The organism is Methanofollis sp. W23 (assembly GCF_017875325.1).
Lineage (GTDB): Archaea > Halobacteriota > Methanomicrobia > Methanomicrobiales > Methanofollaceae > Methanofollis.
This window is the reverse complement of the sequence record NZ_JAGGMN010000002.1, coordinates 1-19182: the sequence shown is the minus strand read 5'-3', so window position 1 is coordinate 19182 and position 19182 is coordinate 1. Positions and strand designations below refer to the sequence as shown.

The 19182-nt window shown below is 56.7% G+C and carries 32 protein-coding genes; 26 read left to right on the top strand and 6 right to left on the bottom strand.

Annotated elements, in window-relative coordinates:
* Positions 1-143 precede the first annotated feature (143 nt).
* The 5 genes from J2129_RS12790 (at position 144) to J2129_RS12770 (ending at position 4509) form a co-directional block, all read left to right on the top strand.
* Positions 144-2282: a carboxypeptidase-like regulatory domain-containing protein gene (locus J2129_RS12790; RefSeq protein ID WP_209631430.1), complete on the top strand. Its 2139-nt coding sequence runs from the start codon at positions 144-146 to the stop codon at positions 2280-2282.
* Between the two features lie 6 nt (positions 2283-2288).
* Positions 2289-2669 (top strand): hypothetical protein, encoded by a 381-nt coding sequence (locus J2129_RS12785; protein ID WP_209631428.1) that lies wholly within the window; start codon positions 2289-2291, stop codon positions 2667-2669.
* Entirely contained in the window at positions 2651-3442 is a 792-nt protein-coding gene (locus J2129_RS12780; protein WP_209631426.1) for a hypothetical protein, read from the top strand. The genes J2129_RS12785 and J2129_RS12780 overlap by 19 nt, the downstream gene beginning before the upstream one ends.
* Before the next feature lie 378 nt (positions 3443-3820).
* Positions 3821-4096 (top strand): hypothetical protein, encoded by a 276-nt coding sequence (locus J2129_RS12775; protein ID WP_209631425.1) that lies wholly within the window; start codon positions 3821-3823, stop codon positions 4094-4096.
* 17 nt (positions 4097-4113) lie between these two features.
* Positions 4114-4509 carry a hypothetical protein gene (locus J2129_RS12770; RefSeq protein ID WP_209631423.1) on the top strand — a complete coding sequence of 132 codons (396 nt, stop codon included), beginning with the start codon at positions 4114-4116 and terminating at the stop codon, positions 4507-4509.
* Positions 4510-4688: 179 nt separating this feature from the next.
* Here J2129_RS12770 and J2129_RS12765 read toward each other — a convergent pair whose 3' ends face one another.
* On the bottom strand, positions 4689-5192 hold the full coding sequence (locus J2129_RS12765; protein ID WP_209631421.1) for a type IV pilin N-terminal domain-containing protein: 504 nt from the start codon (positions 5190-5192) through the stop codon (positions 4689-4691).
* 185 nt (positions 5193-5377) lie between these two features.
* On the opposite strand from J2129_RS12765, the gene J2129_RS12760 reads away from it, so the two are divergent.
* The gene (locus tag J2129_RS12760) at positions 5378-5692 is read left to right on the top strand and encodes a DUF5658 family protein (protein WP_209631419.1); all 315 of its coding nucleotides are present in this window, start codon (positions 5378-5380) and stop codon (positions 5690-5692) included.
* A gap of 502 nt (positions 5693-6194) precedes the next feature.
* On the opposite strand, the gene J2129_RS12755 is transcribed toward J2129_RS12760, so the two are convergent.
* The 3 genes from J2129_RS12755 to J2129_RS12745 form a co-directional block, all read right to left on the bottom strand.
* On the bottom strand, positions 6195-8486 hold the full coding sequence (locus tag J2129_RS12755; protein WP_209631417.1) for a phage/plasmid primase, P4 family: 2292 nt from the start codon (positions 8484-8486) through the stop codon (positions 6195-6197).
* A gap of 119 nt (positions 8487-8605) precedes the next feature.
* The gene (locus tag J2129_RS12750; RefSeq protein ID WP_209631415.1) at positions 8606-8821 is read right to left on the bottom strand and encodes a helix-turn-helix domain-containing protein; all 216 of its coding nucleotides are present in this window, start codon (positions 8819-8821) and stop codon (positions 8606-8608) included.
* A gap of 37 nt (positions 8822-8858) precedes the next feature.
* Positions 8859-9071: a helix-turn-helix domain-containing protein gene (locus J2129_RS12745; protein ID WP_209631413.1), complete on the bottom strand. Its 213-nt coding sequence runs from the start codon at positions 9069-9071 to the stop codon at positions 8859-8861.
* 358 nt (positions 9072-9429) lie between these two features.
* Here J2129_RS12745 and J2129_RS12740 point away from each other — a divergent pair, with 358 nt between their 5' ends.
* The 15 genes from J2129_RS12740 to J2129_RS12670 all read left to right on the top strand — a co-directional run bounded on the left by J2129_RS12740 (position 9430) and on the right by J2129_RS12670 (position 15357).
* The gene (locus tag J2129_RS12740) at positions 9430-9741 is read left to right on the top strand and encodes a hypothetical protein (protein WP_209631411.1); all 312 of its coding nucleotides are present in this window, start codon (positions 9430-9432) and stop codon (positions 9739-9741) included.
* Positions 9738-10016: a hypothetical protein gene (locus J2129_RS12735; RefSeq protein ID WP_209631409.1), complete on the top strand. Its 279-nt coding sequence runs from the start codon at positions 9738-9740 to the stop codon at positions 10014-10016. Before J2129_RS12740 ends, J2129_RS12735 begins: the two co-directional genes overlap by 4 nt.
* A gap of 301 nt (positions 10017-10317) precedes the next feature.
* The gene (locus J2129_RS12730) at positions 10318-10665 is read left to right on the top strand and encodes a YkgJ family cysteine cluster protein (RefSeq protein WP_209631407.1); all 348 of its coding nucleotides are present in this window, start codon (positions 10318-10320) and stop codon (positions 10663-10665) included.
* The gene (locus J2129_RS12725; protein WP_209631405.1) at positions 10665-10838 is read left to right on the top strand and encodes a hypothetical protein; all 174 of its coding nucleotides are present in this window, start codon (positions 10665-10667) and stop codon (positions 10836-10838) included. The genes J2129_RS12730 and J2129_RS12725 overlap by 1 nt, the downstream gene beginning before the upstream one ends.
* The gene (locus J2129_RS12720; protein ID WP_209631404.1) at positions 10835-11116 is read left to right on the top strand and encodes a hypothetical protein; all 282 of its coding nucleotides are present in this window, start codon (positions 10835-10837) and stop codon (positions 11114-11116) included. Before J2129_RS12725 ends, J2129_RS12720 begins: the two co-directional genes overlap by 4 nt.
* A gap of 88 nt (positions 11117-11204) precedes the next feature.
* Positions 11205-11555, top strand: coding sequence for a hypothetical protein (locus tag J2129_RS12715; protein ID WP_209631402.1), 351 nt, complete (start codon positions 11205-11207; stop codon positions 11553-11555).
* The gene (locus J2129_RS12710) at positions 11555-11803 is read left to right on the top strand and encodes a hypothetical protein (protein ID WP_209631400.1); all 249 of its coding nucleotides are present in this window, start codon (positions 11555-11557) and stop codon (positions 11801-11803) included. The genes J2129_RS12715 and J2129_RS12710 overlap by 1 nt, the downstream gene beginning before the upstream one ends.
* The gene (locus J2129_RS12705) at positions 11800-12255 is read left to right on the top strand and encodes a hypothetical protein (RefSeq protein ID WP_209631398.1); all 456 of its coding nucleotides are present in this window, start codon (positions 11800-11802) and stop codon (positions 12253-12255) included. The genes J2129_RS12710 and J2129_RS12705 overlap by 4 nt, the downstream gene beginning before the upstream one ends.
* Positions 12248-13177, top strand: a complete 930-nt coding sequence (locus J2129_RS12700; RefSeq protein WP_209631397.1) for a DNA cytosine methyltransferase — start codon at positions 12248-12250, stop codon at positions 13175-13177. Before J2129_RS12705 ends, J2129_RS12700 begins: the two co-directional genes overlap by 8 nt.
* Positions 13178-13194: 17 nt before the next feature.
* Entirely contained in the window at positions 13195-13944 is a 750-nt protein-coding gene (locus J2129_RS12695) for a radical SAM protein (RefSeq protein WP_209631395.1), read from the top strand.
* Entirely contained in the window at positions 13944-14117 is a 174-nt protein-coding gene (locus tag J2129_RS12690; protein ID WP_209631393.1) for a hypothetical protein, read from the top strand. Before J2129_RS12695 ends, J2129_RS12690 begins: the two co-directional genes overlap by 1 nt.
* A gap of 4 nt (positions 14118-14121) precedes the next feature.
* Positions 14122-14658: a hypothetical protein gene (locus tag J2129_RS12685; RefSeq protein WP_209631391.1), complete on the top strand. Its 537-nt coding sequence runs from the start codon at positions 14122-14124 to the stop codon at positions 14656-14658.
* A gap of 12 nt (positions 14659-14670) precedes the next feature.
* Positions 14671-14925 (top strand): hypothetical protein, encoded by a 255-nt coding sequence (locus tag J2129_RS12680; RefSeq protein ID WP_209631389.1) that lies wholly within the window; start codon positions 14671-14673, stop codon positions 14923-14925.
* Complete coding sequence (locus J2129_RS12675; protein WP_209631387.1) at positions 14918-15076, top strand: hypothetical protein; 159 nt, start codon at positions 14918-14920, stop codon at positions 15074-15076. The genes J2129_RS12680 and J2129_RS12675 overlap by 8 nt, the downstream gene beginning before the upstream one ends.
* Positions 15073-15357, top strand: coding sequence for a hypothetical protein (locus J2129_RS12670; RefSeq protein ID WP_209631385.1), 285 nt, complete (start codon positions 15073-15075; stop codon positions 15355-15357). Before J2129_RS12675 ends, J2129_RS12670 begins: the two co-directional genes overlap by 4 nt.
* A gap of 459 nt (positions 15358-15816) precedes the next feature.
* On the opposite strand, the gene J2129_RS13080 is transcribed toward J2129_RS12670, so the two are convergent.
* Both J2129_RS13080 and J2129_RS12660 read right to left on the bottom strand, forming a co-directional pair.
* Positions 15817-16224: a DUF2080 family transposase-associated protein gene (locus J2129_RS13080; RefSeq protein WP_245320976.1), complete on the bottom strand. Its 408-nt coding sequence runs from the start codon at positions 16222-16224 to the stop codon at positions 15817-15819.
* Between the two features lie 54 nt (positions 16225-16278).
* Entirely contained in the window at positions 16279-16719 is a 441-nt protein-coding gene (locus tag J2129_RS12660; protein WP_209631383.1) for a DUF2080 family transposase-associated protein, read from the bottom strand.
* Between the two features lie 228 nt (positions 16720-16947).
* Here J2129_RS12660 and J2129_RS12655 point away from each other — a divergent pair, with 228 nt between their 5' ends.
* From J2129_RS12655 to J2129_RS12635, 5 genes are all read left to right on the top strand, one after another.
* Positions 16948-17520 (top strand): hypothetical protein, encoded by a 573-nt coding sequence (locus tag J2129_RS12655; RefSeq protein ID WP_209631382.1) that lies wholly within the window; start codon positions 16948-16950, stop codon positions 17518-17520.
* Positions 17521-17532: 12 nt separating this feature from the next.
* Positions 17533-17985 (top strand): hypothetical protein, encoded by a 453-nt coding sequence (locus tag J2129_RS12650; protein WP_209631380.1) that lies wholly within the window; start codon positions 17533-17535, stop codon positions 17983-17985.
* 71 nt (positions 17986-18056) lie between these two features.
* A complete protein-coding gene (locus J2129_RS12645) occupies positions 18057-18215 on the top strand; it encodes a hypothetical protein (protein WP_209631378.1) in 159 nt (52 codons plus the stop codon).
* Entirely contained in the window at positions 18200-18460 is a 261-nt protein-coding gene (locus J2129_RS12640; RefSeq protein ID WP_209631377.1) for a hypothetical protein, read from the top strand. The genes J2129_RS12645 and J2129_RS12640 overlap by 16 nt, the downstream gene beginning before the upstream one ends.
* The gene (locus tag J2129_RS12635; RefSeq protein WP_209631375.1) at positions 18460-18777 is read left to right on the top strand and encodes a hypothetical protein; all 318 of its coding nucleotides are present in this window, start codon (positions 18460-18462) and stop codon (positions 18775-18777) included. The genes J2129_RS12640 and J2129_RS12635 overlap by 1 nt, the downstream gene beginning before the upstream one ends.
* Positions 18778-19182 lie beyond the last annotated feature (405 nt).

Here is a 19182-nt window from a genome sequence, read left to right as displayed (position 1 = left end):
CTAGTTCGTCTAAGTTAGTTAATGAGGAGCGTATAACGGGTTCTTCTTATCATGTGTATAAGTTTCGTGTTGAAGGTACTACTCTGAAATTTGCCATCGATGATGCTGACTGGCGGGTTTTAACCACGTCTGCGCCGTCTGCTATGTATCCGACGTTTGGTACTGCGGCGTGGGCTTATGTTATATCTCAGGGAGATTATGATTATGTCTATGTAGATCCTGCCCCCGACCTCCCCAACGACCCCGACACCACATATTTCATTCTCTCCCTCTCCCCCACCACCGCCGCCGTCTACGAACCCATCCAGGCCACCCTATCCGCCGCCGCCGACGCCCCCGAATACGCGTACATCTCGTGGTTCACCGACGGCGCCCTCTACAACACCTACCATCTCAACGGCTCCACATGGTACGAATACGACCAATTCACCGGCACCTACTCCCACGCCACTACAGCCGCCGCCGCAAAAACACAATCTCTCTCCTTCCCCTCCGAAGGGCGCCACACCATCACCTGCCGCGTCTACGACTCCTCGCTCAAAGAACTCGCCTCTCCCTCTGCCACCGCAACGATCAGCGGCATGTACATCGACCCGAAAACCAACGTCACCGCCACCGGCTTCGTCTACGACGTAACCACCGGCACCGTCATCGAGGGCGCCACCGTCTCCGCCGCACAACCCGCCGCAGGCACCAGCGACAGCGATACCACCGACAGCGCCGGATACTTCAGCATCACACCGCTCAACCCCGACTTCCCCGTCTCGTTCACCGTCAGCAAATCCGGTTACACCTCACAAACCACTGAATATACCAGCGTCCCGCGCCTCTCCACCTGGGCAATCAACCTCTACCTCTACCCCGACACCCCGCCGCCGGCAAACACCACATCCCTCTACGGCCAGGTCTACGCTCAGGGTTCAGCGCAGGGCATCTCCGGCGCCACCGTCGCGGTCAACAACGCCTCATGGTCCGACAGCACCGTCACCACCTCCACGGGGTTCTACGAGTTCGCCGACGTCGCCAACGGGCAGTACACCCTCTCTGCCTCTGCACCGGGGCACACCGGCATAACCGAGACGGTCGTCGTCGATGGAGTCACACAGCGCAACGTCGCCCTCGCCTCGTCGTTCACCCTCAACGTCACCGTCAAAGACGCAGAGGCCGGCACCATCCTCACCAACTCCACCACGGTCTCACTCACCGACGGGCAGGAAACCGTCACCTCCTCCGGCACCGCCCGCTTCACCGTCGGCTACGGGTCGTACACGGTCTCTGCCGCGGCGCAGGGATATTACCCGACATCCACCTACGCCTTCGTTGACCGGGACACGAAAGTGACGCTGCTACTCACCAAACAGGCCGCCGCAGCGCCGCCGTCTACCGGGAACTACGTCCCGCGGACCGTCCGGTTCCACTGCATCGACGACTACGGCGCCCCGATGCCCGGCGTCCAACTCTCCGCGGCCTACATCGAGATATCCAACCCTGACGACTGGCTCAGCAACCTCATCGGTGTCCCGGTCGGTGACTGCGCAAACATCACCACCGCGACGCTCTCCGGCACCACCGGCCTCGACGGGTCGATCAACTTCCTGATGATCGAGTGCATCCGCTACCAGATCGACGCCTTCGATCCGGTCTCGAACACGTCCACCACCTTCTCTATCTTCCCGAAAGAGGCGGAGTACACCATCCAGTTCAGGCTTCGTGACGCTCCGGCCGGCGCACAGTACCCCTCCTACGACCTCACCGCAACAGAAGTCTCCCCCGAATCCATCTCGCTCGCCCTCTCCTACCATGATCCACAGGGCGTCAACGGCACCACAACACTCAACTTCTGGGTGAAGGACGCGGCCGGCACAGTGCTCTACACTGAATCTTCTGCACCAAACGCCGCCGGATGGATCAACTCCTCGTACGCCATCGACAACACGCATCCGACCACCGCGTCCTACGGGTTCAACGCGACGCACACGCAGTATGGCACCATCTCCAACTACCGGGAGATTACGCTTCACGGCACCGGACGGTTGGTGGATCTCGGGTTCGAAGATGAGTTCTGGTATCAGCTCATCTCGGTCTGCTGGATTATCGGTCTCGGTAGCCTCTTCTCAGGGCCTCGCGTCCGACAGGGTGCGATCATCGTCCCGCTCTTCGGCGGCGGGCTCCCGGTCTTCCTCGGGTGGCTCCCCCTCGCTCTCGCGCCCATCGTCGCGGCACTGACGTTCCTGGGAGTGTTCGTATACATGCGGAAATCCGAATACAAACTCTACAGGTGATGAAAGATGAGATTCCACGATATTCTAACTCTTCTCACTTTTTGTGGGCCGGCCATTGCCCTCCTCAACGGCCTGGGCATCTTCGCCCACAACTACTACACCGCACCCGAGACCTCGGCGTTCGAGCTCTCTGAAATGTCGTCCATGGCCGCCCCTTCCAACATCGGGATCCTGGACTATTTCGGCCTCGCGGTATCCCTGGGTCTCGCGGGCTTGGGGTGGCTCAAAGAGATGATCTGCACGATGGTCTACGTCTACCCCTCTATGGTGGGCATTTTCCACATGCCGCCGCCCCTCGCCGCGTTCTTCCAGGTCGCGGTGGTTCTTTCCATTGTGACGTTTCTGATCCAGGTGGCCACCAAATTCGGATGGGGGCAGGCGAAATGATGCGCCGCGTCCTCCTCCTTTGCGCCGCCCTCCTCCTCCTCCTCGCCGCCCCCGCCGCCGCCCTCGACGGCTACGACTATTACCAGACCATCGACTACAACGCCACCGACGTATCATCCTATCAGCAGGACCTGGTGATTCACCGCACGGCCGGCACCGACTACACGCTCTGCGACGGTCTCACCGTCGCCGCCTCAGGCCTCACATCTCAGTCGGTCACGCTCTCGGGTTCGACTCCGTACTCGGAGGTATGGATCGCCCTCGGCACCGCTCCGGGCAACTACGGATACCAGTCTGCCATCATCTCCACCAACACCTCGTCCTACACTGCCACCATCGAATCCTTCCCCCTGGTCGCAGGCGAGACGTTCTATGCCCGGGCAGGGTGTGGCGGCGGGTACTCCTCTGAGGTCAGTTTCACGCTCCCCTCTGTCACGCCACGCCCCCGTACCACCTACGGCGACCGTTTCAACACGCTCATGAGCGGCAACCTCTCAATCCCGGCATTCTGGGAGGCCGAGGCCGACACCTACGGCGACCAGTTCGGCGGGGGAGACTTCGGCGTGATGGTCTTCGTCTCCCTCCTGTCTGCGTTGGTCTTCATCGTCCTCTTCCTGCGGTCCGGCGACGTCGTCATACCGTTCATGGTCGGCGGCCTTATCGCAGGAGTGATCATCCCGCACATCCTGCCCGAATTCGCCGAGATGGGGTATGCATTCGCCGCCGCCGCCCTGATAGGCATAGGGTATTCGCTCTATCGGAGGTATGTCTAATGGCCCGGAAAAACGATTATCTAATTGATCTGCGCCCTCTCGGGGGCCAGGTCATTCGTCTGGACAAACTCGTCGGCACCATGCTCCCCGTGATCGACCGGCGAGCCCGGCGAAGCGTTGGGGAATATAGCCTCGAAGATATCCAGAGAAAATTCCTATAACACCTATATTTTTCAGACATAACAATAGGGTATTATATAGTTGTGACGATATTCATATTATGCCTCCCTCCAGAGAGACGTTTGTCCTGGGAAAAGAAGAGTCGGCTATTGTTCGCGGTGCCCTTGTTGAGGGGGTGGCCTGCTCTAAATCGGACCTTGCACGAAGGGCCATTACCGAGTATGGTGAACGGCACAACATCGATCCTCGGAGGTATCTATGATTGCCCCTCGCGCTCTCTGCGGTCGTTTCTTCTCTGTTCTGTTCGGCACCCTCACCGCCGCCGTCGCACTCTATGGCGTAAGTGTCGTTGATTCTCTCGCGCAGACGATGATGGGTCTCCCCTCTCTTGGGATCTTCGGGTTGCTCTGGGCGGCTCTTGTCGGTGGAATTACCATTGCCGCGTGCCGCGGGTTCATCTCTTCGTCCCCTGATGTCGAGAATTGTGCTGTCCGGCACACTGATCCGTTGTATGCCGAAGGAGAGGGGGAATGAACTTATCTTCTTCTCGCGTGATTCTTGTCGCCGGTGTTGTGATCGTGGCGGTTCTCGCCGCCGGTGCCTTCGTCCTCACCAGCGGCCCCGACCTCGAACCGTGTTCTTTCGCTCTTTTCCCCGATCATGAAAACAACGATACCATGATGGTCGGGTTCCTCGGTGCGGGGTATACTGCAGAGATCCGCAAGATGGAGCCGGCGAACCAGTGGGGGATTGGGAAGGTTTCGATATACCGCAGGATCGACCGCACTCGCGCTTCCCCTGACGTCGCTGAGGCGTATATCTGGCCCGAGGACGCAACGGGTATACTGATCACGCCTGCACACCCGATGGGCGATTATCAGGCGACGTTCATCCCGGTCGATGGACGGCGGCAAGTGGTGATGCCGTTCTCTGTGCCAAAGGCTTGACCTTCTTCTTTTTTAATTCGGTGTCGGAAAAAGTGCCTGCTCCCCGGCCACGGGGCGACGACCCCAGGGCGAGTGAAATTCGATGAACATTTTACCATTTGTGGGGAGCAGGATGGAGAGTGGTGGGGGCGTGGGGGGATAAGGGTTGCGGTGCGGGGAAAAAGAGGAGGTTGGAGAGGTTACTCTGTTACTATGGGGTATGTCTTCGTGTAGAGCACCTGTTCGGTGCCGTCGGCGAAGATGCCGACCACGGTGAACTTCCCCCCATCGTTATCCATCTGGAAGGTGTCACCGACGCTAAACTTCTTGTCGCTGAAAATATCGACAGATGAGCCCTCTGTGCCGTTTGTAGCACTGGGACTTAGTTGCCCTGATGTAACCGTGTACCCCTCATTAACAATATATCCGTTGGCAATTATAGTGTCCTCCTCGGGATAGTCCGCACCGAACGAGAACTTCAGTGCAGTTAATTCAACGACATCTGCTCCGCTAATCAGTTCCACCGTCACGGATGATCCCGTGGCTGAACCCTGGAGGATTACAGACTTTTCTGAAGGCTGTATCTTGTCGGTCTCGTTGAATACCAGGACTGTGACCATTGCCGCGAGGATCACCGTAATGGCAACCATCAGGATGACGCCGATCACGGGTGAAACCGCTTCATCGTTCTTCTGTACATTCATCGTTTTTCACACTCCCTTTACGGGATAAGATCTAAAATAACGTCACGGCATATATTCGTTGTCATATGATGCGTTCTTTTGATATACTTTTTTGTCATCAGCCCATCAAAAAAACCTCCATAGCAAAAATAATTGATCCTGAAGAGGCGTTAGGGTTATATTGCATCCGCCCGATTTAAGGCGTAATGGAGATCGAGAAACGGCACCTGGTGATGGTGATCTTGGGGATGGTGGTGGTGCTCCAGGGCTGCGATGTCGCCACCACGGCGTACGCCCTGGACCGAGGAGGGCAGGAGGCGAACCCTCTCATGGTCCCGGTCGTCGAGTCGGTTCACACGATGCTGGGGGCAAAACTGGTAGGGGTGGTGCTGATGGCAGGGGTGGCGGTCATGGCCGAACGGTCGATGCCAGGCGGGGCGGTGTACCCTCTGCTCGCGGCATGGGGGATGTCGCTCCTGCCGGTGGTGAATAATGTCGGGCAGATCGTTGGGGTTCTGTAATTCATTCCCGAAGGTGCGATCTAATATATAATACTATTGACAGGGTGCAGAGTTGAGATCAAACTCTGCACCCTAATCAAAATGAATCGGAACAAATGTCACTCTTCTTTTCAGGATTGATCGGCAGATTGTAATATTCATGATTTGTAGGGTGCAGAGTTACACCCCATTTCTATAAACCTTATGGGAACGCGAAAATGCGCTCTGTGTAGTGTTATGACAAGGTAACTCTGCACCCTTATAGGGTAGATTCCTATAATACTCTGAGTATAGTAGAAAATAACAGATATATGAGGATATTCAGGGTGCAGAGTTGTAGGGTCAGGGTGCAGAGTTGTAGGGTCAGGGTGCAGAGTTGTAGGGTCAGGGTGCAGAGTTGTAGGGTCAGGGTGCAGAGTCCCAAAAAGTTAGCGCTGTGAACATTTCGATCTATATAGTTCGATTATCATCTATATAGTTTGATTATCTCTTCAAAATATGGCTAAAATAGTTGAAAAAAGGTTTAGAGCGTATGTTTATCATTTTCAAACCGATATCTAAGACATATTCCTTGATAAAATCTACTGCCTTGTATGGTTTTAAGGGTGATCACTCCTCTGTATTTATCCTCAAGTTCCTTGTAGAATGTGGTTCTTCCAAGGTACTCTTTTTTATCATATCCTTCATTTAGCGCCCAGTTTTTATAATACGTGTAAACTTCCGATTTTAGAGTTTTTATTTTGTGCCTTTGAGATTTTGGGGCCTCATTCGCCAATATCATCTCATCGGCGATCCAGTCTGCCAGAGGGTTGTTGTCCTCCATGTATTTCACCCGTGATGCATGCATTGCGTTGGATTCTGGCAATTTTTTTAGTTGAGTATATTTTTTGTAGCCTTCAAGGTACCAGTTTATAATGCCCGGCAATTCTTTGAACAACTCGGATCTGAGATTCTTTTTCCTTTCGTTCTCACCAAAGTACTTGGTCCACGGGACAATCCTCAACCTGTCCCATATACTGTCGGCACTTTCAATAGATCCCAGATTGTTTGTGAGGAGTATGATGGATCCTGCGGGGCGCATATGGATTTCGTTGGATCCGTATGGCGGCCGGAAAGATATGATGCCGTGCCCGCACCAGTCCTTCACAAACGCGCAGTCCAACCTATCTTTCCTTTTAAGTTCATCTACGAAAACGAGGCGTTTCCCAATGAGATTTTTGAGGTCTCCTCTGGATCCTCCTTTCCCCGTTTCATACGTTTCAATGACTAAGGTTCGGTCAGATACCGTGGCATAGGTTCCAAGAACTGCCATAGTAATATCCTTGCATACCCCCTTTCCATTTCGCCCCTTCAATCCATACCACACCAGGAAGTCGTCTTCAATGGCATTTCCTGAAATACTGTATCCCAATCGAACCTGGAGGGATTCGATTGTATCGCGGTCTACGTTTTTCCCATGTGGGTTATGATCATGATCCAACGGGAACCATTCTTCGAGGCTCTTCTTCCAGAGGGGGCACTTGGCCGAGGGGTCGTACCTGACTGTCATGGTTTCTCCAGTGTCGGGATCCGTCCCCTGGCCCGCGACATTGGTGATCAGATCATCGGGGGAATGTGGACGGCCTGTAAACGTTCGCAAGTCATATGTGCAGTTTTCAAAGTTCAGGAGGTACGGGTCTGCGTCGAAGTGCCCATAACTCGTGGCAATTTTTTCATCTCGTGATATAATCTCAATTAGTCCCTTGATTCCTCCATTGGAGAGCAGTCCCTTGAAGAATTTGGTAACCGCCCCCAAGATTTTTTCATCCTCCACGGTAAGCGTGGCCTCTTTTGCCAAGTTCGAGACAACTTCCTTAATTTTCTTCTGAATTTTCACCTCGGCGGGGTCATCTTCCCACCGAATGCCGTTCCAGACTCTCCAGATCTTCAGATCGTAGACAAATCTGATCTCTTTCCCTTTTAGGTCTACAAACCTCTCCGCAACACTTGCAGGAGTTAGTTTCAGAAGAGGATTGTTCTGAAGGCGAGCATTACTATTGGCGCGTTGGACGGCATCCTTCGCAGCCCCAACAATATCTGAGATCCGAATTTCCCAGAAATAGTGCCCACGGTCTTCGTTGATGAGGTCGTTCAGGACCGAGCACTCATCATCCCCGCGCTCTAGGTACCCGCGTGCGCGTTCGATGAACGCCTCTCTCATCTTCATCAGATTTTCATCTGTGATGATCTTCGGCGCATTTGTGGCGTTTCGCTCCTGGTATACAGATTGGGCATGGTAAAATATCCGATCTAGATCCATCGCGTTGGTAAATCGGACTGCCTCGTAGGGTTCAACTTCATGGTAGGGATTGCCTACAATCCGAGCCCCCGCCCCCTCGATATATTGGAGAGTACTGAGATCCATTCTGAGGGGGATCTCGATGGGCACAACGGCCCCATTCTCTTTATCGTCGAGGCGGTGGCACATTCTAATTTCTATAGCCCGGGTATTTTCCTTTTTAGTCTGATCTCCATCATTTTCAGACACTACCCGGCGCATGCCCTCTACGATTGCAGATATTGAACCTGGCGGCACGTGCATCTGGTATATCTGCGGCGTGAATTGGAGATTCCACCCGGCCACATCTTTATAGATTTGAGATACCGTCTCTTCAGGGAGGGGCGGCGAAATTACTTTCCGATTTGTGTCTTGAAGATCCTCTAGAAAGTTCTCGACAGGGTTCTGCGAATGCAGATCTCTGGCAATTCTGTATAGGTATTTCTCCCGAGATGCCGTGATCTTTGCGCCGTGGCCGTGATCCCCAACCTCGGTCATAAACTCACCCCGCATAGAGCGCAATGACCCAAAACAATATCAACCAGGGGGGGGCAACATATCATCAGCTATCCCTCCAGGCGTGTAGCTTGGGGACAGCGAACGGAACGGCACTACTATTAGAGGCGTGGTGCTGCAACCACCACACCTCCTTCCTCATCTGGATTATCCACATCAACACCCTCTCTTACGATTCGTTCAAATTCTTCAAACGGCACACGCCATTGGCGGCCGTATTTGATCCCTCGTATTTTTCCTTGCTTTATCCAGCGGCGCACCGTTTGAGGATGAACCCCAAGTTCGGCACCCACGACATTAGGTGTCACCCATTTCATACCCATACGATCAACACGATCAACATAATCAACGATACTATTTATACTCTTGTGTCTCCCCCTCCTCATCAAGAGGTAGCCCATTCTCCATTATTTTATCAATCTCACTTCTGTGAACCTTCCACAATCTCCCAATTTTCATGGCCTTTATTCTTCCATCGCGGCACCATTGCCGGACAGTATGTGGGCTGACACCCAATATCTCGGCTACTTCTTCGGGGTTGTACAGTTCGGGAGTTACAATGGGCATGGAATATCATATCCACCATTACATTATATACTTATGTATTTTTTTGTGTAGTTTTGTGTGCGGCGGTGCGATTAGAAAGATTTATGTAGTTATGGGTATAGCCCTATACAAGGGAGCGATATACTCCCGGTAGTATAGAAAAGGAGGAAGTAAAATGAAAGAACGTATGAAAAAAAGTATTGGCAGCCCTCAACCCCTGCTTTGGTCGGCCCGGGCGGGAACTGCCATTGTAACCGTTGGCTGCAGTACTATAAAAGAGCGCGAGATCTTGAACCGGCCACCCACAGAGGTGCGAATCCGTGGTGCTGGCAGCGGCGTCCCGGTATCGCACCGCACCCCCATCATCGAGGTGGCCTGAATGCCAGCCACCACAACCGCGACCACCCAAGTCGCCCTCCAACCCCCTGCCATCTGCAGGATCCGGGATCAAACCTTCCTCGCCGACGACCTCGCCCTCATCAAGATCGTGCGCCCGCAGTTTGGCACATCAAACCTTGTCCGGCTGCACGCCGTCGTCGCCCACGGGAGACTCCGGCAGACCATCCTCATCAGTGCGAGAGTCCCCGAGCCCCGCGTCCCCGAAACCGTCGAAGCAATCTGGGCGGCGGTGAACGCAGTGCGGGCCGGCACCGTGGATCTGGAGCAGGTCGTCCAGGAGGCCACCACATGACCACCGAAGCCGAGGTGCAAGTCGCATCTCAAAACTTCTGTGCCGCGGTGGATCACCTCACCGCCACCCCTCCGAAGGTGGTGCTGAAGGCGAGCCTGGAAATCGAGATCGATCCCTCCTTCCTGGAAGACGTTCTCGACTCCGAAGGCCGCCCCATCCCGGGTCTGGTCGAACGCCTGTTCCTGTTCTACGCCGGACCCGGCGGCGGCGGGGCGTCGGGGCTGAAGGCGAGCCTCACCGCGTTGGAGATGGTGATCGGCGAGGGGGTGGCCTGATGTCTCTCTCGGATGCTCGGGTTCGGTCTAGAATCAGAAAAGATCTACTCAGGAGGATCGAGCGGGCCAAAAAGATTAGCGATCCCGCTAGCCGCGACGCCCTACTGTCCGCATACACCACCTCACTACAAGAGCTTTCCACATGCTCCACCACATACGAGTATATTCTTTCCATCGACAAACGCCGCCATCGTCCGATTCGCACGGCACCACTTGGCTGGCAGGACATGGGATTCACCGACGCGTGTTTTGATGCGATTCAAGCGACATGCGCCGCCCTGGAAGGCAAGGAGGAGACACCATGAACTCCTCTCCCTACATCGACCCGGCACACTGCCGCACCTGCGGCGAGTGCTGCAAATATTTCGAGGTCTGGTACTCGAAAGACAACGACCCCCTCGTCCTCTCCGAGATCCAGCGGTTCCAGATGTTGGACGGCATCGGCGACAAGATCACTATCCACGAAGAAGAGGGCGGCTATTGGCTGCGGTTCAACTTCCCGTGCAAGCACCTCCGCCAGAACAGCGACACGGGGCTCTACTCCTGCGCCATCTACGACAGCCCCGACCGGCCGCTCCTGTGCCGGCACTTCCCCTACGACAACTCTACGGAGAGGGATTGCCCGCACATGATCGGGGGTGACGCGTGATGGAGTGCCATACCTGCGGCGCCGCGATGGAGCGCGTCGGGAAAAACACCATGCATTGCCCCGAATGCGGACGCACCGTTCAATGGAAGACCGGCGGCGGGAAATTGGTATGGATTCCCCCCACCACCGAGGAAGGCCAGCGCAAAGCTCTCCTGGAGGCGATAGGGTCATGAACGCGCAGACTCGCCTCACGAACTTCGACCGTCTCTTCCTCCCTCGGGAAGAAGTTGTATGGATCCGCTGCTGCCGATGTGGGCACGAAGAGACCCGTTGCATCGATCAGGCGGGCCTCCGTTGCCCCGAATGTGGCGGCTGCGTCTCGGTCGTCTCCGACGCCCGGCGCCGGAACAAAACGACAGACCGCATCGCGGTGCTCCGCTACTGGAAACAGGGCCAACTCGACCCCGTGACGGTCCAGAACGACGACGACCCCGCGAGGGCGCTACCATGACTGCCGCCGCAGACCGCGCCATCATCGCCATCGTCTCGTTCTCCCTCATCGGTCTGATGGGGGCGTGCGCCCTAATGGGGGTGCCGTGATGTCCCGCACCTGCCTCTTCTGCGGCCGCCCTCTCGGTCGCCACCAAAAGAAGTACTGCTCTCGCGAATGCCACCTCGCCGCCCGCGGTCTCGCCCTCAGAAAAGAGGGCGCCGCCCAGAAATACCCACAACTACACGATCCCGACTGGCTCGCCGCGAAGATCGCCGCTGGCGGGACCGCCACTACCATCGCGGCAGAGATAGGATGTGCTCGCGCCACCGTGCGTGCCGCCATGCAGCAGGCAGGTCTGAACCAGGACATCGACCCCCGGCGCGGCAGGGCGCCCCCGAAGCAGGTTCGGATCTCCGCCGACCTCGCCGCCCGCCTGGGCTTGCTGGAGGCGGCGTGATGGACGACCAGACCTCTGACCGCCTTCAGTACATCGGCGAGGCCCTGGGCGTCACCGGGGCGGTCCTCGTCGCCCTCCCCTCCTCCCTCGCGCGAGCGGCGGGGTTCACCGTCTGGCTCGTCGGCAACACCGCATGGGTCGCATACGGTCGGCGGGCCGGCAACCGGCACATCGCCCGGCTGTTCTCGTTCTATCTGCTGACCGCCGTGATCGGACTCTACAGTGCGACCAGGGGGGTAGGGATATGATGCGCCTCCTCTACATCTCCGGCCCATTCTCCTCGCCCGACAACCTCCACGGCATCGAGCGCAACATCCTCGCCGAGTACGCGACTATCCCTCCGCCCGGCGCCACGTTCATGCTGGACAACGGCGCCTTCACCGCGTGGAAACATGGCGAAGAGTGGGACGAGAAGGCGTTCTACCGGATGCTGACCAGATTCCACGCCGCGGGGCTACATCCCTATGGGGTCGTGATCCCTGACATCGTGAAGGGCGGCCTCGCCTCCCTGAAGCGGTCTGAAGAACATCTCCCCCTGATCCCAGAGGAGATGCCCCGGTATCTCGCCGTTCAAGAGGGCATCACCCCGCAGGACGTGCTCCCCTTCATCCCCTCCATCGACGGGATTTTTGTGGGTACTCCTGGAGCATGGAAGTGGCGCAAGGCACGCCAACCTTCGATGAGGGGAGAGGATGAATGACCTCACACACCTCAGCCTCTTCACTGGCATTGGCGGGATCGACCTTGCCGCAGAGTGGGCCGGATTCCGCACCGTCGCCCAGGTCGAGCAAGACCCGTACTGCCAGCAAGACCTCGCGAAACACTGGCCAGACGTCCCACGATTCGACGATGTGCGAACCGTTACAAATGACGCTCTCCGGGACGCCGGCATCGAACGCCCGACCCTCCTCTCCGGCGGGTTCCCGTGCCAGCCGTTCTCCCTCGCCGGGCAGCGACGAGGCACAGAGGATGACCGTTTCCTCTGGCCGGAAATGCTCCGCATTGTGCAGGAGCTCCGGCCCGCTTGGGTGTTTGGAGAGAATGTTGTTGGAATCATCAGCTTGGCACTCGACGATTGCATTGCTGACCTGGAGCGTATCGGCTACACCTGCCGGCCGTTCCATATTCCGGCTGCGGGCGTCGGTGCCCCGCACCAGAGAGAGAGAGTGTTCGTTGTGGCCCACGCCGCGGGCGAACTCCTCGACGGGGAAATGTGTGCACGGGGAGGGCGGACCAGGCCTCCAGACGGCCGTGGCGATGTTCCCGACACCAACCCGTTTCGATGCGACCTGCGGAGATCTGAAGGGGAAGGAGTATACCGGGAAAACCCGGCACGCCATGAAATTGATTCAGGCGGCGGCGATGTTCCCGACGCCGTGCGCCCAGGACGCCAAGAACTCGACTCTCCCACAGTCACAGAAGGATCGGGATTCGATACCTGGTGCTCTGATCCACGAGGGGGCCAGTGGGCAGTTGAGCCCTCGGTGGGTCGAGTGGTTGATGGGGTTTCCGGACGGGTGGAGCGACTGCGAGCCCTCGGAAACGCCGTCGTGCCGCAACAGGTCTACCCTATCCTGCGAGGAATCGCCATGATCGAATTGGGCTATACGTCACATGCGTAAAACGGAAAGGTGAAAAAATGAAGTTGAAAGTCATATATGAACCCAAAGGGCGTGCAGGGGAATACGCCCCCCTCGCCCTGAACCTGTATCGCGGATGCGACCACGGCTGCACCTACTGCTACGGCCCTCGCGTCCTCCACATGAAGCGCCCGGCATTCGCGGCGGCAGAGCCCCGCAAAGACATTCTGGATAAACTCCTCCTCGACTGCGACACGCTCAACAAAGCAGACAACGACAAAACCATCCTCCTCTGCTTCACCTGCGACCCCTACTGCCGGGCCGACGAGGAGCACAAGATCACCCGCGAAGCCCTCAAGATGCTCCTCACCTTCGACCAACCCGTCACGATCCTCACCAAAGGAGGAAACAGGAGCCTGCGAGACTTCGACATCCTCGAAAGGCACGCCGAACTTGTCACCTGCGCCACGACCCTCACCTTCGAGGACGAGGCGCAGCGGCAACTCTACGAGCCCGGCGCCGCTCCGACGCAGGAGCGGCTTGACGCCCTGGCGAAGGCGAAGGCGTGTGGGTTCAGGACGTGGGTGTCGTGCGAACCTGTGATCGACCCCGACCAGACGATGAGCCTGATCAGGAAGGCGGCGCCCTATACCGACCTGTTCAAGGTCGGGAAGTGGAACTACGACCAGAGAGCGAAGGAGACCGATTGGCACGCCTTCGGGAACGGGGTTGTGAGCCTCTTAGAGAGCCTTGGTGCCGATTACTACATCAAGGAGGATCTTCGGCCCTATTGCGAGGGGGTTTGCTGATGGCTCTCTTCATATGCCGGGTGTGCTCCGGCAAGGTCTGCCGCCACGAGACTCCTGACGGCCCGGAGATCGTCGTCCCCTCCGGGAAATGCACGATCATCCATCCTCCCCATGGGGCGAGAGCCGCCATCGAGGAGGTAGAGCAGGTGTGGCAGGAGGAGTTGGAGAGGTGAAATGATGGCATCTGAAAAACGAACCGACCTCCACCCCGGCGATCAGGTGGCAGTCACGCTCATCGGCACGTTCGAAGAGATCCGCAACCACGGCACCCCCGACAACCCGAAATGGTGGGCCGAAGTTAAAACAAAGGGCAAAGGATCCCTTGTAGTTGACCAGGAGGACGTGGCCCCTTACATCGAGATCCCAGAAGCCCTACGCTATTGCTCGGAGTGTGGGCGAGAAGTGGTTTGGGACGACCCCCGAAAGATAGCACCGACGTTGGTCTGCCCCCGCTGCACGTATGACGAGTTGAGAAAATTCCAGCGAAAAACCGAGGAAAACAAAAGACGGGGAAGATGGGAGTATGTTGGCCGACAGAGCGCCATCAGCCATTGCCCCCACCGGAGATCGGGGCCGCAGGGCGACGACGGCCCCTGCAACAACGGGGACTGTCCGGGCTATGTCCGGGGGAAGTGTCCGTTTTCCTTCGGGGGAAAACTGAAACCCGAGTTTGAATCGGATTTCAGGAGAAGAAAAGAGGACAAGCTCAGTTAGGAGGTATAGATCATGAAAGGGAAAACCAAAGAAATTGAGAGCAGAAGGAGAATCGCCCGGATTGCTGGGTTAGCCTGTGCTGTGATATCATTTTCCCTCATAGCCTGTGCCGCGTACACAGGCGATGCCCTGGGCTATGCGTTGGGCCTCGCCGGGCTGGTATTGTCGGTCCACGAGATGCAGACATATCTCACGTATGGGGAGATCGCCCGGCTGGACGCCCTTCTCCCCAAGGAGGCTCCTCCTGGGGGCGATGGCGATGGATGAACTTCATGCCGCGTATGAGCGGTTCAAGCACCTCGACCCGGTTCTTTCCGGGCTCGAAGAGGGGAGCGACGACCCCATCTACAAGACCGCCGGAGCCCTCTGGCATGCGGTGAAGGCAGAGATATCCAAGCAAAAAGGAGATGGCGGATGATTCCCATAACCCTTCTCGGCATCCCCGTCATAGGCATCCTGCTATTCTCCATCCCCTCCCTTGCGGGAGCCGGAGCTTGCGCCGGTCGGGACTGTTGCGGCCACCGCACGTGTCCCGTGGGAGTCCTCGCGGATTATGGCGTTGTGGTTAAGATCGTCGCGGCCGGGGTCTTCGTTTTGGGGATGGTGCTTGTCCTCCTTACATTTGTTGACCTTGGCGTGATGGCCGAAAACGAGCGCGGGAACCATCATACGCATTCGAACAATCCCGACGCATTTTAAGCGGCGTACAAAACTCTGACAAACGTATAGATCTTGTACATACATTTTTTGCGGATTGTATAGGTCATTTTGGGATACAATCAGACTTTCATATATACGAAATTCAATTTAATATATACGAAAAAAATCGGAACCGTTATCATAGGCCAGAGCAATGGAGATTATGAGGCTCTGATCTTCAGGGTCTCTTCTCACGCTCCTGGTAACGGGGGTTAGGTTGCGGGGTAACGACTTTGGGCGGAGTATCCCCGCAACTTCATTTGAGCGCATGATGTGATTTTGGGGTGGGGAGGAGACGGGCAAAATAACTCCTCCCTCACGTTTTTGTTGAAAATTGTTGATGATTGGTTGATCTTGCCGCCCTTCCTCAGCCTGCGTACCTACCATGGCTTACCTCCTTACCTACCCTGCTCTTGGCGTACCTGTCATGGCGGTTTCTGAAACAGAGAAAAAAAGAGATTAGTCGAGCCGGATCACCGCAACGCGGTGACCGATCCAGTCTGCGGGGACGTAGATGCGTCCTGAGTTGCCGCACGCCGCCGCCCTCTTTTCGAGGAGTTCGTACCCCTCAATCTCTATCTTCCGAGGGGTGATCCGCTCGACGCTGACCAAATCCTCCTCCTCGATCCCGACGAGATAGGGTAGATCGGGGTGCTCCGCCGCCTCGCGGATCGAGTCCCGGATTTCGGTCCCCATGAATTCGAAATAGATCCGCTCCCTCTCTGCGTCCGCGTAATTGTAGTAACTTTCCAAGGAGAGGACTCCTCCTTCCCCCACGTCGATCACGATCTCGTCGTTGACGAGACCGATCTCGTACTCATTGCCCTGCGAATTCCTAAACCGGATGAAATAATTCCCTTCAGACATTGTTTCTCACACTCCGTGCGTTAATAACTACATTGTAGTTAGTAGTATAAATAATTACCTGATGATCTGGACTGTAGACCCGATCCAACCCTTGGGGGTATAGATATGCCCTGCACCCGATCCCGGCTTCACTGTTTTTGTGATGCATTCGTGCCCGAATACCCTAAATTCAGTGAGCGGGTGCTGCGATACTGAGACGATGAGCATCTCAAGGAGATATTGATATATCGAATCATAATATCTCTCGCGCGTCTGCTCGTCGATAGGGAGCACCAGGTCGGGGGCCTCGTGCTCCCCCTCACCATCAATCAGAAGCGACCGAATCACATTCTCTTCACGCGTACGGAACCGAACGACAAACGATAAGCGCCCCGATTCAGAGACGAGTGCTTCCCCCTCGTAATAATACCGGCCGTCCTCATAATTGGATCTCTGGAAAACAATTGATCTTTTCCCGACCACAGCCTGGAACCCTTCTTCCGTGATCTCATACATACTCTGTATGCTCCTCATAGTTACATTGTAGTTAGTAACATATATCATTATCGTATGCTGCACAACCTATCCGTTCTAGGGGGGGACGGGATCTATTTCGAGTGAGTTCGACCATAGTCTGCGCCATTTATATTATGTTATTCAATTCTTCAGATCAAAATAGAAGATTATATATACTATACCTACAATTGTAGTATTGTGGGGCGAGTGGCCCCACAGGTGATGGAGATGGAGAAGGAAATTATTGCCCAGCGCAGGGCGGCGTCCCTTGCGCATGTGGCGAGGAAGCAGGGGGCCGTGGCCTCTGCGAGAGAGATGATCCTCGGCGAGGCGACCCTTGCCGAGGATGCGGTTAGGAAAATCCAGTCCGGCTTTGTCGGCCTGGAGATCACCATACAGGCCGAGGAGGGATGGGTTCGAGCCCTTCCGAGGGACGACCCATACTACGTCTGCGCGACGTTCAGGGCGGGCCATCTCCCGCTCCCTCTGGTACTGTATCGCGACCCCGAAACCCTCCAGGGGAGGGTGATCGAGGCCCTGTATGAGAAGGGTCTCCTGAACGAAGCCGTCCGCGCATGTGCGGACTTCGTTGAGGGGATGGAGGGATGGGATCTCTCCGCAGGGATGCGGTACCCCGCGGAGATGAACCTTGAGTTCATCCCCTATCGCGAGTACGTCCTCCCCGACGTGGGGGAGGATATAGATGCGGAACTCGCCGAGTTCCGCGACGAGATTGATGAGATTGAGGAGTTTGTGGACATAGGGGAGGACGTGGACCTCCCCGCCAAAGTAGGAGTATGAGGTGAAAAAAGTATGACTGAAGTATACCAGATCGCCATCCCCGGCACAGGCCGGGGGGCGTTGGACGGCATGACGCCGTTCGACGAACAGAAGTTCAAGGACACAGTGACGTTTGCACGCGTCACAGACTGCTACGGGAAGGTACACACGTACCGCCTCCCCACCGCCCTCGCGACGACCCGTGGGGGGTACGACGAGTGCCGCCCCCTCACCCCGGAGGAGGAGAGCGCGACAAAATTGGAATTCGCGCCAGTATATGAGGCCTGCCCTCCGTGGGGGTGGTCCCCGGACGGGTGGGAGACCGCCGTCGTTCACCAGTTATCCTCCCCCAACTGCGGGAAGATCTGCGGGTGGTGCGCCCTACTAACCGCGCCGCTCCCACAGGGAGACGTGGTAGGCTTTGCCTACCTCTGCGAAGAGGGATCATGGCTGAAGGACACAGTTGTCCTTCACAGGGAGGGATGAAAATGCATATGCGTATTTTCTCCCCCGGCATTACCGGATCCGTCTCTTGAGGACGGCGAAGGAGGAAAACAATGAACGAAAAGAGTTTTGAAGATCTAGACGAGGAGATTGCGATCCTGAAAGCAGAGCGCGAAGCCCTCCTCGCCAGGGTACGCCAGATCGACGAGGCGATCCGGGTCGCAGAGACACAGAAGGAATGGCAACAGGAGACGCAATGGGTGTACACGTAATATGCTCGCACTGCGGGCACGAATGGGAGTATTCCGGTAAATCCGCACCCGGCCAGTACATCGGGTGCGCGAGGTGCAACCGGAAGTTCATCCGCCCCTACCGGCGGGTGGATCGGTTCGAGCGCCTGAACGTCGAGGGGCGCTGCCAGGTCTGCGACCGGCTTGCGCAACTGAGCATCGTCCACCTGGAGGACGGTTGCGTCCTCCTCGCGTGTGACGAGTGCGTCAAGGAGAGGCGGTTCTGATGGGGGTAGGAGGCAATATGAGCCCGGACGACATCATGAAGATCGTCGCCGAGATGCCTGCGGAGGAGCGAGAACGGCGCCTCCGACCGCTGCGGGAGTACCCGGAGTCTGAGGCGACTCAGGACCGCGAGGACCGAGCCCTCTACTATCTGGTCTACGGGGAGCACTACGAGAAGCAGGAAGGCCGGGAGACGACCGGCCGGGAGAAGGTGGCGTGCTACTACTGTGGGTGCGACCTCCTGAGAGTATATATGTCCGAGGACGGCGACCGCCGGGCCTACTGCTCGCGGTGCGGCCTGGAGTTAACGCTCTATTGAGATGTGAGAAATCCCTCACATCCCCTATGTAAACATCTTAGGCTAAGATGATAACAGAGGAGGACAAGATATTATACGCCTCTGAGGAGTTATTTCCGAAGGGGCGCCCGAGGTATGGCAAGGTGTGGCGAGGCCGGGCATGGCAGCGCTAGGCGAGGTATGGCAGAGTTTACCGCCGTGGAGGGTCAGACCTCCATGACGGCTTTCCCCCGATGATCCCGCGAGGGTGAGGGGATCAAGGCACGGCAGGCTGAGGTAAGGTACGGTGAGGTTTGGCTTGGCCAGGCAAGGCAAGGCAAGGTATGGCAGGGTTTACCGCCGTGGAGGGTCAGACCTCCATGACGGCTTTCCCCCGATGATCCCGTGAGGGTGAGGGGATCGCGGCGAGGCCCGGCATGGTAAGGC

Coding starts and splice junctions, on each gene's coding strand:
- J2129_RS12790 (WP_209631430.1), top strand. CDS start 144: ATGTATCCGACGTTTGGTACTGCGGCGTGGGCTTATGTTATATCTCAG.
- J2129_RS12785 (WP_209631428.1), top strand. CDS start 2,289: ATGAGATTCCACGATATTCTAACTCTTCTCACTTTTTGTGGGCCGGCC.
- J2129_RS12780 (WP_209631426.1), top strand. CDS start 2,651: ATGGGGGCAGGCGAAATGATGCGCCGCGTCCTCCTCCTTTGCGCCGCC.
- J2129_RS12775 (WP_209631425.1), top strand. CDS start 3,821: ATGATTGCCCCTCGCGCTCTCTGCGGTCGTTTCTTCTCTGTTCTGTTC.
- J2129_RS12765 (WP_209631421.1), bottom strand. CDS start 5,192: ATGAATGTACAGAAGAACGATGAAGCGGTTTCACCCGTGATCGGCGTC.
- J2129_RS12760 (WP_209631419.1), top strand. CDS start 5,378: ATGGAGATCGAGAAACGGCACCTGGTGATGGTGATCTTGGGGATGGTG.
- J2129_RS12755 (WP_209631417.1), bottom strand. CDS start 8,486: ATGACCGAGGTTGGGGATCACGGCCACGGCGCAAAGATCACGGCATCT.
- J2129_RS12750 (WP_209631415.1), bottom strand. CDS start 8,821: ATGAAATGGGTGACACCTAATGTCGTGGGTGCCGAACTTGGGGTTCAT.
- J2129_RS12745 (WP_209631413.1), bottom strand. CDS start 9,071: ATGCCCATTGTAACTCCCGAACTGTACAACCCCGAAGAAGTAGCCGAG.
- J2129_RS12740 (WP_209631411.1), top strand. CDS start 9,430: ATGCCAGCCACCACAACCGCGACCACCCAAGTCGCCCTCCAACCCCCT.
- J2129_RS12735 (WP_209631409.1), top strand. CDS start 9,738: ATGACCACCGAAGCCGAGGTGCAAGTCGCATCTCAAAACTTCTGTGCC.
- J2129_RS12730 (WP_209631407.1), top strand. CDS start 10,318: ATGAACTCCTCTCCCTACATCGACCCGGCACACTGCCGCACCTGCGGC.
- J2129_RS12725 (WP_209631405.1), top strand. CDS start 10,665: ATGGAGTGCCATACCTGCGGCGCCGCGATGGAGCGCGTCGGGAAAAAC.
- J2129_RS12720 (WP_209631404.1), top strand. CDS start 10,835: ATGAACGCGCAGACTCGCCTCACGAACTTCGACCGTCTCTTCCTCCCT.
- J2129_RS12715 (WP_209631402.1), top strand. CDS start 11,205: ATGTCCCGCACCTGCCTCTTCTGCGGCCGCCCTCTCGGTCGCCACCAA.
- J2129_RS12710 (WP_209631400.1), top strand. CDS start 11,555: ATGGACGACCAGACCTCTGACCGCCTTCAGTACATCGGCGAGGCCCTG.
- J2129_RS12705 (WP_209631398.1), top strand. CDS start 11,800: ATGATGCGCCTCCTCTACATCTCCGGCCCATTCTCCTCGCCCGACAAC.
- J2129_RS12700 (WP_209631397.1), top strand. CDS start 12,248: ATGAATGACCTCACACACCTCAGCCTCTTCACTGGCATTGGCGGGATC.
- J2129_RS12695 (WP_209631395.1), top strand. CDS start 13,195: ATGAAGTTGAAAGTCATATATGAACCCAAAGGGCGTGCAGGGGAATAC.
- J2129_RS12690 (WP_209631393.1), top strand. CDS start 13,944: ATGGCTCTCTTCATATGCCGGGTGTGCTCCGGCAAGGTCTGCCGCCAC.
- J2129_RS12685 (WP_209631391.1), top strand. CDS start 14,122: ATGGCATCTGAAAAACGAACCGACCTCCACCCCGGCGATCAGGTGGCA.
- J2129_RS12680 (WP_209631389.1), top strand. CDS start 14,671: ATGAAAGGGAAAACCAAAGAAATTGAGAGCAGAAGGAGAATCGCCCGG.
- J2129_RS12675 (WP_209631387.1), top strand. CDS start 14,918: ATGGATGAACTTCATGCCGCGTATGAGCGGTTCAAGCACCTCGACCCG.
- J2129_RS12670 (WP_209631385.1), top strand. CDS start 15,073: ATGATTCCCATAACCCTTCTCGGCATCCCCGTCATAGGCATCCTGCTA.
- J2129_RS13080 (WP_245320976.1), bottom strand. CDS start 16,224: ATGTCTGAAGGGAATTATTTCATCCGGTTTAGGAATTCGCAGGGCAAT.
- J2129_RS12660 (WP_209631383.1), bottom strand. CDS start 16,719: ATGTATGAGATCACGGAAGAAGGGTTCCAGGCTGTGGTCGGGAAAAGA.
- J2129_RS12655 (WP_209631382.1), top strand. CDS start 16,948: ATGGAGAAGGAAATTATTGCCCAGCGCAGGGCGGCGTCCCTTGCGCAT.
- J2129_RS12650 (WP_209631380.1), top strand. CDS start 17,533: ATGACTGAAGTATACCAGATCGCCATCCCCGGCACAGGCCGGGGGGCG.
- J2129_RS12645 (WP_209631378.1), top strand. CDS start 18,057: ATGAACGAAAAGAGTTTTGAAGATCTAGACGAGGAGATTGCGATCCTG.
- J2129_RS12640 (WP_209631377.1), top strand. CDS start 18,200: ATGGGTGTACACGTAATATGCTCGCACTGCGGGCACGAATGGGAGTAT.
- J2129_RS12635 (WP_209631375.1), top strand. CDS start 18,460: ATGGGGGTAGGAGGCAATATGAGCCCGGACGACATCATGAAGATCGTC.